This window comes from Candidatus Omnitrophota bacterium, assembly GCA_023227985.1.
In the GTDB taxonomy this organism is placed as follows: domain Bacteria; phylum Omnitrophota; class Gorgyraeia; order Gygaellales; family Profunditerraquicolaceae; genus JALOCB01.
In genome coordinates this window covers 26,046-42,008 of sequence record JALOCB010000006.1, presented here as the reverse complement: position 1 = coordinate 42,008, position 15,963 = coordinate 26,046, and the positions used below count along the sequence as shown (strand labels likewise).

At 49.1% G+C, this 15,963-nt stretch carries 15 protein-coding genes; 14 read left to right on the top strand and 1 reads right to left on the bottom strand.

Going from position 1 to position 15,963, the window contains the following annotated elements:
• Window positions 1-16: 16 nt before the first annotated feature.
• The 11 genes from M0R35_02285 to M0R35_02235 all read left to right on the top strand — a co-directional run bounded on the left by M0R35_02285 (window position 17) and on the right by M0R35_02235 (window position 12,648).
• Window positions 17-2,500: a glycogen/starch/alpha-glucan phosphorylase gene (locus M0R35_02285; protein ID MCK9594486.1), complete on the top strand. Its 2,484-nt coding sequence runs from the start codon at window positions 17-19 to the stop codon at window positions 2,498-2,500.
• 109 nt (window positions 2,501-2,609) lie between these two features.
• Window positions 2,610-2,984, top strand: a complete 375-nt coding sequence (locus M0R35_02280; protein ID MCK9594485.1) for a response regulator transcription factor — start codon at window positions 2,610-2,612, stop codon at window positions 2,982-2,984.
• Between the two features lie 4 nt (window positions 2,985-2,988).
• Window positions 2,989-5,094 (top strand): Flp pilus assembly complex ATPase component TadA, encoded by a 2,106-nt coding sequence (tadA, locus tag M0R35_02275; protein ID MCK9594484.1) that lies wholly within the window; start codon window positions 2,989-2,991, stop codon window positions 5,092-5,094.
• Window positions 5,091-7,880, top strand: a complete 2,790-nt coding sequence (locus M0R35_02270; GenBank protein ID MCK9594483.1) for an ATP-binding protein — start codon at window positions 5,091-5,093, stop codon at window positions 7,878-7,880. Before tadA ends, M0R35_02270 begins: the two co-directional genes overlap by 4 nt.
• A 27-nt stretch (window positions 7,881-7,907) precedes the next feature.
• Window positions 7,908-8,270, top strand: a complete 363-nt coding sequence (locus tag M0R35_02265) for a response regulator (GenBank protein MCK9594482.1) — start codon at window positions 7,908-7,910, stop codon at window positions 8,268-8,270.
• 1 nt (window position 8,271) lies between these two features.
• A complete protein-coding gene (locus M0R35_02260; GenBank protein MCK9594481.1) occupies window positions 8,272-9,015 on the top strand; it encodes an ATP-binding protein in 744 nt (247 codons plus the stop codon).
• Complete coding sequence (locus M0R35_02255; GenBank protein MCK9594480.1) at window positions 9,008-9,391, top strand: response regulator; 384 nt, start codon at window positions 9,008-9,010, stop codon at window positions 9,389-9,391. Before M0R35_02260 ends, M0R35_02255 begins: the two co-directional genes overlap by 8 nt.
• 4 nt (window positions 9,392-9,395) lie before the next feature.
• Window positions 9,396-10,175 carry a response regulator gene (locus M0R35_02250; protein ID MCK9594479.1) on the top strand — a complete coding sequence of 260 codons (780 nt, stop codon included), beginning with the start codon at window positions 9,396-9,398 and terminating at the stop codon, window positions 10,173-10,175.
• Between the two features lie 15 nt (window positions 10,176-10,190).
• Window positions 10,191-10,943 (top strand): response regulator, encoded by a 753-nt coding sequence (locus M0R35_02245; protein ID MCK9594478.1) that lies wholly within the window; start codon window positions 10,191-10,193, stop codon window positions 10,941-10,943.
• Window positions 10,944-10,970: 27 nt separating this feature from the next.
• Entirely contained in the window at window positions 10,971-12,236 is a 1,266-nt protein-coding gene (locus M0R35_02240; protein MCK9594477.1) for an ATP-binding protein, read from the top strand.
• 34 nt (window positions 12,237-12,270) lie between these two features.
• Entirely contained in the window at window positions 12,271-12,648 is a 378-nt protein-coding gene (locus M0R35_02235) for a response regulator (GenBank protein MCK9594476.1), read from the top strand.
• Between the two features lie 6 nt (window positions 12,649-12,654).
• On the opposite strand, the gene M0R35_02230 is transcribed toward M0R35_02235, so the two are convergent.
• Window positions 12,655-13,695 (bottom strand): polyprenyl synthetase family protein, encoded by a 1,041-nt coding sequence (locus M0R35_02230; GenBank protein MCK9594475.1) that lies wholly within the window; start codon window positions 13,693-13,695, stop codon window positions 12,655-12,657.
• A gap of 40 nt (window positions 13,696-13,735) precedes the next feature.
• Here M0R35_02230 and tgt point away from each other — a divergent pair, with 40 nt between their 5' ends.
• The 3 genes from tgt to rplS are packed head-to-tail and all read left to right on the top strand — an operon-like array spanning window position 13,736 to window position 15,953.
• On the top strand, window positions 13,736-14,860 hold the full coding sequence (tgt, locus tag M0R35_02225; protein ID MCK9594474.1) for a tRNA guanosine(34) transglycosylase Tgt: 1,125 nt from the start codon (window positions 13,736-13,738) through the stop codon (window positions 14,858-14,860).
• Between the two features lie 18 nt (window positions 14,861-14,878).
• Complete coding sequence (trmD, locus tag M0R35_02220; protein MCK9594473.1) at window positions 14,879-15,601, top strand: tRNA (guanosine(37)-N1)-methyltransferase TrmD; 723 nt, start codon at window positions 14,879-14,881, stop codon at window positions 15,599-15,601.
• Complete coding sequence (gene rplS / locus M0R35_02215) at window positions 15,594-15,953, top strand: 50S ribosomal protein L19 (GenBank protein ID MCK9594472.1); 360 nt, start codon at window positions 15,594-15,596, stop codon at window positions 15,951-15,953. The genes trmD and rplS overlap by 8 nt, the downstream gene beginning before the upstream one ends.
• The last annotated feature ends 10 nt before the right edge of the window (window positions 15,954-15,963 follow it).

Below are 15,963 nucleotides of genomic sequence, written 5' to 3'. Positions count from 1 at the left end.
CTGATGAAAGGATAGTATGGCCGCGAAAAAGATCGAACCGAAATGGGTGAACGTCCATAAAGACATGACTAAGGCGGGGATCGAGCGTTCTTTTTTTTCCAAGCGCGAGTATTCCCTGGGCAAGGATAAATACAACGCCACCCTGAACGACAATTTCACCGCCCTGGCCATAGCCATACGCGACAGGCTGATCGAGCGCTGGATCAATACCCAGCAGCGCTATCATACCGAGAACGTGAAACGGGTTTATTATTTATCAATGGAATTCCTGATCGGCAGGCTTTTAGGCAATAACATGCTGAACCTCGGGATCATCGATCAGGTTAAGGAATGCATGGAGGCCCTGGGATTTGATATCGAGGATATCCGCGACTGCGAGAGCGACGCCGGACTGGGCAACGGCGGTCTGGGAAGGCTTGCCGCCTGTTTCCTGGATTCTATGGCGACGCTGGGCATACCGGCGCACGGTTACGGCATAAGATATGAATACGGGATATTCAATCAGAGGATAATCAACGGCCATCAGGTGGAATTTCCCGACGAGTGGTTGAACAGGGGTAATCCCTGGGAGTTTGCCCGCCCCGAATACATGGTTAAGATCCGCTTTTACGGCCATACCTATATGTTCACCGACTCCAAGGGAAGGTTGAGGGCAAAATGGGCGGATACCGAGGACGTCCTGGCTATGCCTTATGATATCCCTGTCCCGGGTTATAAGACCGATATCGTCAACACCTTAAGGCTGTGGTCGGCGCGCAGCACCGAGGAATTCGACCTTAAATATTTCAACGACGGCGATTATGAGCACGCGGTTTACAATAAAATGCTCTCGGAGAACATCTCCAAGGTCCTTTACCCCAATGACGCGGTAAGCCAGGGCAGGAAGCTGCGTTTAAAACAGGAATATTTTTTCACCGCCGCGTCGATCGCGGATATAATCCGCAGGTTCAAGACGGAAAATAAAGACCTCGTTCATTTGCCGGATAAAGTGTGCATCCAGTTGAACGACACCCATCCTTCGCTGGCCATCGTCGAGCTGATGCGCATACTGCTCGATGAGGAGAACATGGAATGGGAAACCGCCTGGGATATCACCGTAAAGACTTTCGCTTATACCAATCATACGGTTATGCCTGAGGCGCTGGAGAGTTGGCGCGTGCCGATGTTCGAGGAACTGCTCCCCCGGCACATGCAGTTGATCTATGAGATAAATATGCGTTTTCTTCGGGATGTGGCGATAAAATTCCCCGGGGATACCGACCGGCTGCGCAGGATGTCGATAATCGAGGAAGGCGATCCCAAGAAGATCCGCATGGCCTATTTGTCGTTGATCGGGTCGCATTCGGTCAACGGCGTCTCCAGCCTGCATTCCACACTTTTGAAAGAGCATCTTTTTAAGGATTTCTACGAGATATCCCCGGAAAAATTCAATAACAAGACCAACGGCGTCACCCAGAGGAGATGGCTGCAGAAGGCCAATCCCAGTCTTTCTTCGCTGATCTCGGAGGTTATCGGCGAGAAATGGACAGTGGACCTGTGCCAACTTGAGAAGCTCCTTCCTTTCAAGATGGAACAGGCCTTTCGGAACAAGTGGGACGAGGTCAAGCTGGAGAACAAGCATTTCCTGGCGGATTATATCCACAAGACCACCGGAATAGCGGTAAATACCGAATCTATGTTCGATGTCCAGGTGAAAAGGATCCATGAATATAAACGCCAGCTTCTTTTCGCCTTGTTTATTATCTCGCAGTACCTTAAGATAAAGAACGATCCTAACGCGGATATCGTGCCCAGGACATTCATCCTGGGAGGCAAGGCAGCCCCCGGTTATTATATGGCGAAGATGATCATTAAATTCATCAGCAGCGTGGCCGAGGTGATCAATCAGGACAAGACCGTCAATGACCGGATAAAAGTGGTCTTTCTGGAGAATTACCGGGTATCCCTGGCTGAGAAAATATTCCCGGCATCCGATCTTTCCGAACAGATATCCACCGCCGGGACAGAGGCGTCGGGGACCGGCTGTATGAAATTTATGATGAATGGGGCGTTGACCATCGGCACGCTGGACGGGGCGAATATCGAGATAGCCGAGGCAGTGGGCGAGGATAATATATTCACCTTCGGACTTAACGTGGAAGAGGTCGGCAAACTGCAGGCCAGGGGGTACAATCCGCAGGAATATATCGACCGTTCGCCCGTGCTTAAAGAGATCATCCGTCTTATCCAGAGCAACTTTTTTTCGCACGTCAATTACGGGTTGTTCGTCCCGATAGTGGAAAGCCTGCTTTATTACGACCGTTATTTCCTCTGCGCCGATTTCGATCCGTATTGCCAGGCGCAGGACAAGGTCAGCGAGCTTTACCGCAATAAACGGCTGTGGCTGGAGAAGTCGATCTTCAACGTCGCCAAGTGCGGCAGGTTCTCCAGCGACCGGACGATACAGGAATACGCCAGGGATATCTGGAATGTGCCGGTCAATATACCCTGCGAAAAATAGCGCAAGCCACGGTGGTATTTATGAGAAACGCGGGATTTTTGAGGGAACGGAACGCTTTTAAACGATCCGTTCCCTTTTTGTTTGCTTTTAAAAAAAGGATCAAATAGAGATGCGCAATATAATGATCATTGAGGACGACCTGGATGTTGTGAAGGTATTGCATAAAAGGTTGGCCCAGGAGGGCTTTGAGGTAATGGCGGCTCAGGACGCTTATCAGGGTATAGCAATGATCCATAAAACCCCGCCTGATTTGATCATCCTGGATCTGATGCTGCCCGCGGGCGGTGGACAGGCGGTCTTAAAGAACATTAGATTATCCAATCAGGTCAGATACATCCCGGTCATTGTGCTTACCGGAGTGACGGACCCGGAATACAAGAAGAAGGTCCTTAGCGACGGGGCTGATGCCTATATCGAAAAACCTTATGACCCCCAAGCCCTGATGGCTGCCATTAAGGCGCTGTTGGATAAACCAAGGACCTAACAATATGACTGTTTTGATCGACGAGCTTATCAGGGAAGGGCTCATAACGGCGGAACAGCTTAACGACGCCAGGATCAAGCGCATCGGCGCTAAGAAGCCGCTTCAGGAATTATTAGTGGAGATGGGTTTTATCGCGGAGGAGCAGCTGGTCAGCGCTTCATCCAAGATATTCAATATGCCTGTTACGCAGTTGAGCAAGGAAACAATAGACCCTTCTGCTGTCAGGCTGGTCCCGTATGAACTGGCTATGCGTTACGGGATATTGCCCTTGCGCAAGGAGGGTGACGCGCTGGTATTGGCGATGAGCGATCCCCAGGATATTATGGCCCTGGATGATATAAGGTTGAACACGGGAATGAGCGTAAAGCCGCTACTGGCCGCCAAGAGCGAGATAAACAATCACATTAAGAAATATTATCAGGCGGAGGATAATATTTATGACATCCTGAAGAATGTCATGGGAGCGGATAAGGTCGAGATCGTTACCGAAGACGCGTCTGAATTCTTTTTGGATGAGCGGGCGCAAAGATCCGAAGATGTCCCGGCAGTAAAGATTTGCAACCTTATTTTGAGCGACGCGGTAAAACAAAGGGCCAGCGATATCCATATCGAGTCTCAGGAGAAGACGGTCAAGGTCAGGTACAGGATAGACGGCGACCTGCGCAATATTATGGACCTTCCGGTCAGCCTGCATTCTTCGCTGGCCGCGCGTTTGAAGGTCCTGGCGCAGTTGGATACCGCGGAGAACCGCAAGCCCCAGGATGGAAGGATTAAGATATCGGTCAACGGCAGGAAGGTCGATCTGCGGGTCTCGACTATACCTACTTTTTACGGGGAAAAGATCGAGATGAGGTTGTTGGATATTCAGGCGGCAAAAACCGGGCTGGAAAGTATGGGTTTTCAAGGCCCGGATCTGGATATCTATAAACAGGCGATCACTGCCGCTCAAGGGTTGATCCTGGTCACCGGGCCCACAGGGTCGGGCAAGACTTCCACTCTTTATGCCACTCTTAATGTCGTTAAAACAGAGAAAAATAATATAATTACTATAGAAGACCCCATAGAATATCTGATCGATGGCTTGAACCAGATGCAGGTAAATCCGGTCAAGGATCTTACTTTTGCCAACGCCTTAAAGAGCATTCTGCGGCAGGACCCGAATGTTATCCTGATAGGCGAGATAAGGGACAAGGAGACAGCAGAAATGGCTTTCCAGGCTTCTTTGACCGGGCACCTGGTATTATCCACGCTGCATACGAATAACGCGGTTGCCTCAATAACCCGTTTGGTGGATATAGGTCTGGAGCCGTATCTGATATCTTCTGCGTTGATCCTTGTCGTGGCCCAGAGGCTGGTCAAGATGATCTGCCCGCATTGCAAAGAGAAATATCAACCGGATGGGCACTTGTTAAGCCTATTTAAAAGCCATATAGACCAGCTTGGTATAAAGGAGTTCTATCATGGTTCGGGCTGCAGCTATTGCGGATTCACCGGTTTTCTGGGCAGGACCGCGATTTTTGAGATATTCAGGATCAGCGAAAAGATACGGGGGATGATCGCCCAGAGGTTCGCGGAAGACGAGATTCTGTCGGAGGCAAAGAAGAGCGGCCTGAAGACTTTGGCCAGAGCAGGCCTGGAGAAAGTATCCGCGGGGATCACTACTCTGGAAGAGATCTTCAACATAGTCGGCGCCGCCTCGGAGGAAGAAGCTGTCCTTAGGTCGGCGCAGGCCGGCAAGGATATAAAGATACTTATTGTAGACGATGAGGAAGATATACTGAAGATCCTGGAAAAAAGGCTCACCGACGCGGGCTATCGGGTGGTCAAGGCCAGGGATGGTCAGGAGGCAGTGGCGTTCTGTAATAAGGAAAAGCCGGATCTGGTCATTAGCGACGTTACTATGCCCAAAATGAACGGGTTTGAAGAGGTTAAGGCTTTACGGTCGAAACTGGAGACCGCGGTGATCCCGGTCATCCTTTTGACCGCCAGGGAGGATAAGGAAAGCGAGCTGCAGGGCCTTGACGCCGGGGCGGACGATTACCTGACCAAACCTTTTGACAGCGATAAGCTGCTGGCGCGGGTAAAAATGCTCTTAAGGAGGAAGCAGTGATAAAAAATATAAATAACTCCTTGAGCGCCCGCAGCATAATAATGCTCTTTTTCATATTATTCTCTATACTGGGCATAATGACCGTGATGAACATAAGTAACCAGAACAGGATAATGCTGACGCACAGCGTCAACGAAGGAAGCACCTTCTCGAACGTTATTCTGACCGCGATGCGCCATCCTATGCTGGGCGGCGACCAGGATATAATCCAACTGCAATTCGACAATTACCGTAATTTAAAAGAGGTCAATGACATCCATTTGACGGATTATCTGGGGGTCATTAAAAGAAGCACGGATAAGAGCCGGATCGGCGAAAAGCCCCAGGTTAAGTATCTGGACAGGCTTTTAAGGGGCGAAGAGATCCAGGGAGTGGAGATACGCAAGAAAACAGGAGAGAGCGTCTTTGCCAAGAGCATACCGATTTTTAATGAAAAAAACTGTTTTGGCTGCCATGGCCGGGATAAAAAAGTTCTCGGGGTCTTGAGAATAGTCCTGGATTGGAAGGATAAGCTCGCAGAGGAAAAGGCTACCTGGAAACGCAATATCTATCTTTCCCTGTTCGGGCTAATGGTCATCATAATCCTGACTTTTTTCTTTCTGCTGCAGGCAATAATCCGGCCGATCAAAGACCTGGGAAAAGGGATGAACCTGGTAGCCCACGGTGATTTCAGCCATAAGATAATTCCCAAGAAGGAGGATGAGATCGGCAGGTTGATCGGGCTGTTCAACAAGATGAGCGATGATCTGAGATTGGCCATAGAAAAAGAGCAGAAATTAGTGGCTATAGAACAACAGAAGACCGCGGAACTGGGCAGGCTTAACCGCGTTTTGCTCCAGGAGATAACCAGCCGTAAAAGGGCCGAAGAAGGGCTTCAGTCGAGCAACCGCAAGCTCCTGGATATAATCGAATTCCTGCCTGACGCCACCTTTGTTATAGACCAGGAAAAAAAGGTGATTGCCTGGAACCGGGCTTTAGAGGATATGACCGGGGTATCCAAGAAGGATATGATCGGCAAAGGCGATTACGCCTATGCCGTGCCTTTTTACGGGCAGGCGCGGCCGGTAATGATCGATTTTGTCTTCCAGCATAATTCGAAATTAAGCAAGAAATACGATTTTATAGAGAAAAAAGGGAATAATCTGTTTGCGGAAACGTTCATCCCCGGCTTTTACCAGGGAAAAGGCGCATATCTCTGGGTAGTGGCCGCTCCTCTTTTTGACGATATGGGGCATTTTATCGGCGCTATTGAATCCATCCGGGATATTACCGGGCGCAAGAAAGCGGAGGCAAGGCTTAAAGAGGCAATGGAAACAAAATCAAAATTCACCTCTATCGTTTCCCACGAGTTAAGGACCCCGCTGACCGCGATCAAGGAGGGCATAAATATTGTACTGGACGGATCGGCCGGAGAGCTTAACCTTGAGCAAAAAGATTTTCTGGATACGGCTAAGAGGAATGTGGACCGTTTGGCCCGCCTGATAAACGATGTCCTTGATTTCCAGAAGCTGGATGCAGGCAAGGCCCAGTTCAATTTCCAGGACAACGATATCAATGAAGTGGCCCTGGAGATCGAGAGGACAATGACCGCCCTGATAAAAGCCAAGGGGCTGGACCTGGTGATCAAACTTGACGAGAACCTGCCTGTATTCAGGTTTGACCGCGACAAGATCATCCAGGTCATAACCAACCTGGTGAATAACGCCATTAAATTCACTGAAAAAGGAAGCATCATTTTGGCTACCACAAAGAAAGGGAACGCCGTATGCGTTACAGTGGAAGATACCGGGCCCGGGGTTAAGCAGGAAGATATTCCCCGGCTTTTTCAGAGCTTCGAGCAGTTGGGAGATGTTAAAGAAAGGAAAGGCGGCACAGGGCTGGGTTTGGCTATATCCAAGGAGATCATTGAAAAGCATGGCGGGGCCATTTATGTTGAAAGCGCGGTCGGCGCCGGAACCAAATTTATTTTTACGCTCCCCAGGTACGGCATAGAAAAGATATTGGAGGAGAGCATAAAGCAGGGCAAAGACGCGATAGAAAAAGCGTATTTTGTTTTCGGTTTATTCGTTTTGCGGTGGGATAATTACGGGCAGATCAAAATCCGGGCAGGTTCGGATAAAACAGAGGCTATTTGCCGGGAGATCCAGGAATCTTTAAAAGGCCAGATAGGCGTTTCTGATCTGGTGATCCGCAGGGTAGAGAATGAACTGTTTGTGTCCAGCCTTATTCCCAGGCTGGAAGCCCAGGGGCTTAAGTTAAGGCTGCGCGCGGCAGTTAAAGAAACTATTTTTAAGATAGATGAAGAGTTAAAGGCGCAATTTTCCAGCAGCTACGTTGTTTTTCCGGATGAGGCTAAAACCGTGGAGGAGTTGCTGGATAAGGCGTATAGATCCGTGGTTAATACGCAGGAGGAAAGATCAAGAAGCAGGATAATGCTGGTGGATGATGAACCCGAGGTTTTGAGCACATTGCGCAAGATACTGGAGAAGTTCGGTTATAGCAATATCACCGAGGCTGCCGGAGGCGAAGAGGCTTTGGCCCTGATAGAAGCCCAGCCGCCGGACCTGATAATACTCGATATTAAGATGCCCAGGATGAGCGGTTACGAGGTGATCGGCAGGCTTAAAGGCAGTGTAAGGACCAAGGATATCCCGCTTTTGATAATCTCCGGATACGAGGTAAAAATCGACCGTATAAAAGAGTATATTAAAAAGGAAGCCTTGCCGATGATCGGCAAGCCTTTTGATATAAAGCTGTTGGAAAAGTGGCTGAATTATCTTTTGTGATCAAGACCGGGTCTTGAGAAGGGAACAATGGCGAAAAAAATCGTGGTTGTGGATGATGAGCCTGATGTGTTGAAGGTTGAGGTTTTCAGGCTGAAAAAGATGGGCTATGAGGTTTATGTGGCGGTAAACGGCAAAGAAGGCTTAGAGCTGATCAGAGAGAAGAAACCCGACTTGGTATTGTTGGACCTGCGCCTTCCTGTTATGGAAGGAACAGAGGTATGCATTCAGATGAAGGCTGACGAGGGTCTTAGGGGGATACCTGTTATCCTGGTTACTGCCAGTTCCGATTGCGTTGTGGAGAAGGTTAAACTTTGCAAGGCGGACGATTATATGTTGAAACCGTTCGATTCCGCTGAGATGGCGGCAAAAATCGTTAAATTTCTGGGGTGATATGGGATTATTTGATTTTATTTCTATTAACCGGGATATAGCCCGGCGTAAAAAGCGCGAGAATTCGCAGAGGTTCGCCCAGTTTGGTAAATTTGTGGAGGTTATGGCCCATGATGTGAACAACCCTTTAATGGTTATTTCGGGCAGGGCTCAGTTGTCATTGATGGAAAAGATCGATAACGAGGAATTAAAGAAGAACCTTCAGGCGATCTTCCAGGAAAGCCAAAGGGCAAAAGATATAATACAAAGAATTCTTGGTTTTGTCCGGCCTTCGAAGGACCGGACAGTTCGCGCGGATATAAATAAAAGCCTGGAAGGGCTGATCAGCCTTATTGAACCCCAGTTTTCTATGGATAATGTCAAAATAATGAAAAATTACGGCGTAGGCTTACCGGAGGTTAATATAGACGAAAAACATATGCAGGATGTGTTTATCAATTTGTTGAATAACAGCCGGGATGCTATGTTTAAGGGGGGGCAGATAAAGGTGTCTACCTGCCGGTCCGGGGAAAATGTGAAGATAACCTTTGAAGATACAGGGCCGGGAATGTCCGCCGAAGTTATGGCCAGGTTGTTCGAGCCTTTTTTTACCACTAAAGAAAAACGCGTTGGTTTGGGCCTTTCGGTAAGTTATAGCATAGTCAAGGCGCACGGAGGAGAGTTGGATCTGAAAAGCTCTCCGGGGAAAGGGACGGCAGCCAGCATAACACTGCCGGCAATGCCAGAAGGAGGTAGCAATGCCTAAAATAATGGTAGTAGATGACGAGCAGGAGATAGTGAATATAATCGACGTCTTTTTGCGCAAGAAAGGGTTTGAAGTTTTTAAAAACCTGGAAGGCGACAAGGCGCTGAATATATTAAAGTCCGGCGACAAGATGGACCTGTTGATCATAGATATGCGCATGCCTAAAATGACCGGCATGGATGTTTTGAGGGGATTGAATGACGCGGGGATAAAGCTGCCGGTCATAATCTTAAGCGGGTCAATAGGTCTCCAGAAAGATATTGATGAGTTGTTGGGATTGGGTTATAATGAAAAAGACGTAATGTATAAACCCATAGACCTCTTTGAGATATTGGCTAAGGTTAAGGAAAAATTGGGGGAGAACGAGGATAAATAAAGCTATGTGGAAGGAAAAAATACTGATAGCTGATAATGATCTGGATGCGCGAAACCTTTTATACGAGATATTGTTTTCTTTGAATTATGAGGTTACCTGCGTCCCTACGGGGGAAGAAGCCCTGGCCCGCCTTTCCGAGGAGAGGTTCGATCTGATAATCCTGAATGAGGCTATGCCCGGATTAAGCGGGTGGGATACTGCCCGGAAGATCAGGGGATTCGATAAACAGGCGCATATAATAATTTTTGCCGTTGATAGCCAGTCTGATGAAGCCCAGGCTAAAGTCCTGGCCCTCAGGGTCTCGGCTGTGGTGAAGAAGGATTTTTCCACCCATTTTATGGTGAAGACGATATTGGGGGTATTGCGCTCTGAAGAAGGCGGCATTCACTTGGCGGCGGATGCGTCCAATGCCGGCAGACGCATACTTGTGGTGGATGATAATCTGGAGATACGCAATGTCCTGCAGGATTTTTTGGGCAAAAAAGGCTATAAGGTTGATGTCTCCTCTTCCGGTATGGATGCGCTTATGTCGGTAAGGACAGAGGCTCCTCAGGTAGTGCTCCTGGATATGCGCATGCCCGGGATGGACGGATTAATGGTGTTGAACCAGATAAAAAAGATCAATGGATCGATAAAAGTGATCATGCTTACTTCGGTCCAGGACGAGCATGTTATGGAAGAGGCGGCTAAGGAAGGCGCCTGCGATTATCTGCTCAAGCCTTGCGACCTGCAGAAACTGGACGAGATCATTACTTCCCTTTTTGTGACGGCGGTCAATAAATAAGGAGCGTAAAGGCATATGGAATCCAAAATCCTGGTGGTGGATAACGATTCTCAGATCCGCGAACTTCTTTATGACGCGTTGACCAAAGTCGGCTATAAGGTGATAACAACCCATAGCGGCAAAGAGGCCCTGGAATTGGCGCGGACGCACAACCCCGAATTGATGCTTTTGGATTTCAAGATGCCGGATATGGACGGTGTCGAGCTGCTGGAGAAACTGCGTTATTTCGACCATAAGACCAAGGTGTTGATGGTGACCGGTTTTGCCGACGACGAGTTGGAGCGCCGGGCCCGCCTGGCCGGGGCGAGCGGTTTTCTGCGCAAGGCATTGGGCATAGATGTCATTGTAAAGGCCATTAACGAGATATTGCAGCCTAATAAACGCTACGGCCAGGAAAAGATACTGGTTGTGGATGATGACCCGAATATATCTTCGTTGATCCGCGATTTTTTGTCTAAAAAAGGGTTTAGCGTGGTGACCGCCGCCAGCGGGGAGGAAGGCCTGGAGAAATTCAAGGCGGAAAAGCCGATCCTGGTATTGCTGGACGTGAAATTGCCCGGGATAGACGGACTCCTTACCCTTAAACGGATCCGGGAGATGGATGACAAAGTGGGCGTTATCATGATCACCGGCATAATGGATGAGTCCGTGTTCGAAGAGGCAAAAAAATTCGGGGTATGCGAGTATATCGTTAAGCCTTTTGACCTGGATTATCTTGAGACCTGCGCGCTGGTCAGGATATGCCTGGTTTCCGCGCTTCTGGAATGATAACTCCCTTCAGCAGCACCCGTCGTTATGGCCGATAAAGAGAATATAAGCATTAAGGTCCTTTTGATCGAGGATGACCGTTTGGTCGCCAGGCTGATACAGGATATGCTCGCGAAAGTAAGCGAGATCGACTGTAAAACAGAATGGTTTGAACGCCTGGCCCCCGCCCTTGACCGCCTCGTAAAAAACGATATCGATGTTGTCTTGCTGGACCTGTTTCTTCCTGACAGCGAAGGTATTGACACGCTGGTCAAAGTCCAGGCGCGTTCTTCCGGGATCCCCGTCCTGGTGCTTACCGGGCTTGATGACGAATCCACGGCGATCAAGGCGATGCAGGCCGGCGCGCAGGATTATCTGGTCAAGGGCAGGGAGGATGTCTTTCATTTTATCCGCGCCATCCGTTACGCTATTGAGCGCAAACACATACAAGAGGCTTTGAAAAAGGCCTTGTCCGAGATGGAAGTGCAGGTTGCTTTGCGCACCTCGGACCTGACCAGCGCTAACGCCAAATTGTTGCAGGCCTACTCTGAGCTCCAGGAAACCCAGTCGCGTTTTATCCAGGCGGCTAAGATGCAGGTGGTTGGCGGCCTGGCCAGCGGCGTGGCCCACGAAGTGAAAAACCCGCTGGCAATAATAAGCCAGGGGGTTGAATACCTGACTAAGAAGGTCCCTCTGGATGACGAGAATATTTCTTTTGCTTTAAAGTCCATGACCGACGCGGTAATGCGGGCCAATGATATTATCACCGGCTTGTTGGATTTCGCCAGTTTATCCAAACTGGATGTTTCGCCGCATGACCTGAGAACAGTGCTGGGAAATTCCCTTTTGCTGGTAAAGCACCAGTTTGTAAAGAACCATATCCAGTTGAACGAGGATATTGCGCAGGGCATCCCGCCGATAAACATCGATAAGAACAGGATCGAACAGGTTTTTTTGAACCTTTTTATGAACTCGGCGGACGCTATGCCTTCAGGCGGGACGCTGACCATAAGCATGCGCATCGAAAAGGCCCCGGCAATGACCGGAGGCGCCGGGCGCAGAAAAGAGGATATCTTTAAGCCGGGAGAAAAAATTGTCTTGGTCGAGGTCGAAGATACCGGGATAGGGATACCTCAAGAGATCATTGACAAAGTTTTTGACCCGTTCTTCACCACCAAGCGCGGCAAAGGCGGGACCGGCCTGGGGTTGTCTATCGTCAAAAATATAATGGAGATGCACCGGGGAAGGATCGACATAACGAATAAAAAAGAGGGCGGGATAAAGGCGATGCTTATGTTCCGTATGCAGGGTTAACGTTTGGCATCTTTAAGAGAAAGGGAGGCTGAAAATGCCGAGAAAAAAGATCCTCATAATCGACGATGAAGAGAGTTTTTGCAGGATGGTGAAATTGAACCTGGAGGAAACCGGCAAATACGAGGTCAGGGCTGAAAGCCAAAGCGTCAATGCCATCCGCACGGTAAAGGAATTCAAGCCTGACCTGATCCTTTTGGATATCGTTATGCCGAATGTTGATGGCGGCGAAATATCCCAGAAGCTCAGATCGGATGAGGATCTGAAGAACATACCCATCGTATTCTTGACCGCTATCGTTACGGAAAGAGAAGTAAGGGATCAAAATGGGATCATCTCCGGAAGGCCGTTTCTGGCAAAGCCGGTTCCCGTGGATAAGCTTATTTATTGCATAGAACAGAATACCCTCGTTTGATCCGGCTTAAAGGCTTAGGATGTTGCGGTAGAATTCCGATAGCAGTTTTTTGATATTCGCCCCGGTGCCCAGGGAAGAGATTATCTTATCCGCCTTTTTCGCTGCGGTCGATATTTGCCCCTTCGCGTAAGCCAGCGCCCCGGACCCGTGTATTATCTGTCGCATCCTGCTTAAATCCGTCCGGCCCACTTTTTTCTTGGAAAATACTGCGCTTATCTGCGACCTGTCTTTTTTGGGGGAATTATTGTAAGCGTACCATATAAGCAGCGTCCTTTTGGCTTCCTGCAGGTCGGTCAGCGATGATTTGCCGGTTTCTTCTTCATTGCCGAAGATCCCCAGTATATCGTCTTTTATCTGGAAGGCCCGCCCCAGGATAAGACCGTAATCAAATATTTTTTTGATCTGTTTTTCCGGAGCTCCGGCCAGGGTGGCGCCTATGGACAGGGGATAGGCAAAGGTATAATACGCGGTCTTCAGGTCATATATGCGGTAAATGTCGTTTTTGTTTATTTTATCTATCCGTTTTATCCCGTAAATTATCTCGATGAACTGGCCTGCGCCGGTATAAAGAACGGCGTCCAACAGTTTATTCAGGGCCTTTTCTTTCCTTACCGGGTTTTCTTTGATGGATAAAAAGCTCTTTATGGCCATAGCGTAAATGATATCCCCCACGACGATCGCCAGGTCCTGGCCGTTGAATTTAACGCTTTTATCCAGCCTTAACCGGTTATTCAGCATTTTATGCATTGAAGGCCTGCCTCTGCGGGAATCGGATTTATCGATTATATCATCGTGGATGAGCATAAAGTCGTGAAGCAGTTCGATCGAGAGGGCGCTTTGGTACAGCCCGGAAGCGGGTTTTTTGGCAAAGGCAAGGTATCCCAGGACAAAAAGCATCGGCCTGACCCTTTTTCCGGGTCTGGCGATGTATTCTTTTATGCTTTCGCCAAGCAGAGGAGAGAGCCGTTTGAAAGGGTAAATGCCGTCCATATCGCTTACATGCTTTTTCAGCGCTTCTTCCACAGTATTTTTTATTTTGTTTAACATGATTTTATGTTAACATATATCCTTTAATTAGACAAATAAAATGAATAAATACACACTTATACATAAAGACGCGAAGTGCAATGCCCGGTTAGGCCGGGTGGCTACTGCCAGGGGCGCGCTTGATACCCCTTGTTTTATGCCGGTAGGCACGCAAGGCACGGTAAAGACCCTTTCCGCGGAAGAGCTGAATTACTGCGGGGCGCAGATCATGCTTTGCAACGCCTATCATCTTTTTCTGCGGCCGGGCACAGCCATAATCAAAAAGGCCGGCGGTTTGCATAAATTCATCGGCTGGGATAAACCTATACTTACCGACAGCGGCGGTTACCAGATATTCAGCCTGGCGCTTTTGCGTAAAGTCAACGAAAAGGGCGTGGAGTTCCAGTCGCATATAGACGGGTTCAAGCATTTTCTTACACCGGAGGACGTGGTCAATGTCCAACGCGACCTGGGCTCCGATATAATGATGGTCCTGGATGACTGCGTGCATTATCCCTGCGAGAAGGATTACGCCCGTCAGGCTATGGAAAGGACTATCCAGTGGGCCAGGCGCTCTAAGATCGAGCAGGATAAACAGCCCGGATCGCAACAGCTTTTGTTCGGGATAGTCCAGGGCGCTACTTATGAAGACCTGCGCAAGGATTGCGCCAGGCGGCTGGCGGAGCTGGATTTCGACGGTTATGCCCTGGGAGGACTTTCGGTTGGCGAACCCAAGGATTTAATGTATAATATTGCCGCCTGCGCCCTGGAAGAAATACCCGAGGCCAAGGCGCATTATATGATGGGCGTGGGGCTTCCCGACGACATCATCGGCGCGGTGGAATTGGGCGTGGATATGTTCGATTGCGTGGTGCCTACGCGTTACGGCAGGCATGGGACCGCGTTCACCAGCCAGGGCAAGGTTGTGGTGAAGAACGGCCAGTACAGCGAGGATCTTGGGCCTTTGGACCCGGAATGCGCATGTTATACCTGCACGAATTTCTCACGGGCGTACCTGCGGCATTTGTTCAACGCGCAGGAAGTCCTGGCTTTCAGGCTGACCTCTTTGCATAACAGCTATTTCTATCAGAAAATGATGGCCGGCATCCGCCTGGCTATCGCCGAAGACAGATTCGTCGAGTTCAAAAAAGAATTCCTGAATAAGTATAACAGCGCCACTAAATGAGATAAGCGGACTGAGAAGATGAGGATCGATATCATCACTATATTTCCGGGCATGTTTGCGCCTGTCCTGAACGAGTCTATGGTCAAACGGGCCCAGGAAAAAGGCAGGGTAAAGATCCATATCCACGACCTGCGGGATTATTCCGCGGATAAGCATTCCAAGGTGGATGACCGGCCTTTTGGCGGCGGCTCCGGTATGGTTATGGGCCCTGAGCCGATATTCGCGGCAGTTCGCAAGATAAGAGCGGTAAGCCGGAATAAGAAGGCAAAAGTGATCCTATTGTGCCCGCAGGGGCGGACTTTTGACCAGCCTAAAGCCAGGGAATTATCGGCCTGCGGCCATCTTATCCTGATTTGCGGGCATTATGAAGGGGTGGATGAGCGGGTCAAGACCGATCTGGCCGATGAAGAGATATCTATCGGGGATTATGTCCTTACCGGAGGAGAACTTCCGGCTATGGTCCTGGTGGATTCGGTGGTGCGGCTGGTCCCCGGGGTCCTGGGTGATAAAAATTCCTTGAATTTTGAGTCATTTGAAGGTAATCTATTAGAGTATCCCCAGTATACCAGGCCGGCTGATTTCCGGGGGATGAAGGTCCCTGCGCTGCTTTTGTCAGGAGACCATAAGAAGATCGCCGAGTGGCGCAAGCTCGAGGCGCTCAAGAAAACGAAAAAACGCAGGCCGGATTTGTTAAAAAAAATAAAAACCAATAAAACGGAAAGGAACCTTAAAAATGGATAAGATCAAACTTGTCGAACAGGCTTATTTGAGCAAAAAGAAACACCCGGATTTTAACGTCGGGGATACGATCAAGATCATGACCCGGATCCCGGAAGGTGATAAGATCAGGCTGCATCCTTTTGAGGGCATAGTCATCGCCAAGAAAGGCAACGGGACCAAGAGCAGTTTTACCGTAAGGAAGGTTTCTGTGGGAGAAGGCGTAGAGCTTAAATTTTTCCTGCATTCCGCGGTGATCGAACGCATCGAGCTCTTAAGAAAAGGAAAGATAAAGCGGGCCAAGCTTTATTACCTGAGGAATAAAGTTGGAAAACGCGCCTCGAAGATAAAATCAGTGGAAGTTAAGGCTAAATAATCCCGCGCTT

What these genes read in the sequence shown, in the direction of transcription:
- M0R35_02255 (MCK9594480.1), top strand. Translation starts at nt 9,008, where the DNA reads ATGCCTAAAATAATGGTAGTAGATGACGAGCAGGAGATAGTGAATATA.
- tgt (MCK9594474.1), top strand. Translation starts at nt 13,736, where the DNA reads ATGAATAAATACACACTTATACATAAAGACGCGAAGTGCAATGCCCGG.
- M0R35_02265 (MCK9594482.1), top strand. Translation starts at nt 7,908, where the DNA reads ATGGCGAAAAAAATCGTGGTTGTGGATGATGAGCCTGATGTGTTGAAG.
- M0R35_02260 (MCK9594481.1), top strand. Translation starts at nt 8,272, where the DNA reads ATGGGATTATTTGATTTTATTTCTATTAACCGGGATATAGCCCGGCGT.
- M0R35_02250 (MCK9594479.1), top strand. Translation starts at nt 9,396, where the DNA reads ATGTGGAAGGAAAAAATACTGATAGCTGATAATGATCTGGATGCGCGA.
- M0R35_02230 (MCK9594475.1), bottom strand. Translation starts at nt 13,695, where the DNA reads ATGTTAAACAAAATAAAAAATACTGTGGAAGAAGCGCTGAAAAAGCAT.
- rplS (MCK9594472.1), top strand. Translation starts at nt 15,594, where the DNA reads ATGGATAAGATCAAACTTGTCGAACAGGCTTATTTGAGCAAAAAGAAA.
- M0R35_02280 (MCK9594485.1), top strand. Translation starts at nt 2,610, where the DNA reads ATGCGCAATATAATGATCATTGAGGACGACCTGGATGTTGTGAAGGTA.
- M0R35_02245 (MCK9594478.1), top strand. Translation starts at nt 10,191, where the DNA reads ATGGAATCCAAAATCCTGGTGGTGGATAACGATTCTCAGATCCGCGAA.
- M0R35_02285 (MCK9594486.1), top strand. Translation starts at nt 17, where the DNA reads ATGGCCGCGAAAAAGATCGAACCGAAATGGGTGAACGTCCATAAAGAC.
- trmD (MCK9594473.1), top strand. Translation starts at nt 14,879, where the DNA reads ATGAGGATCGATATCATCACTATATTTCCGGGCATGTTTGCGCCTGTC.
- tadA (MCK9594484.1), top strand. Translation starts at nt 2,989, where the DNA reads ATGACTGTTTTGATCGACGAGCTTATCAGGGAAGGGCTCATAACGGCG.
- M0R35_02235 (MCK9594476.1), top strand. Translation starts at nt 12,271, where the DNA reads ATGCCGAGAAAAAAGATCCTCATAATCGACGATGAAGAGAGTTTTTGC.
- M0R35_02240 (MCK9594477.1), top strand. Translation starts at nt 10,971, where the DNA reads ATGGCCGATAAAGAGAATATAAGCATTAAGGTCCTTTTGATCGAGGAT.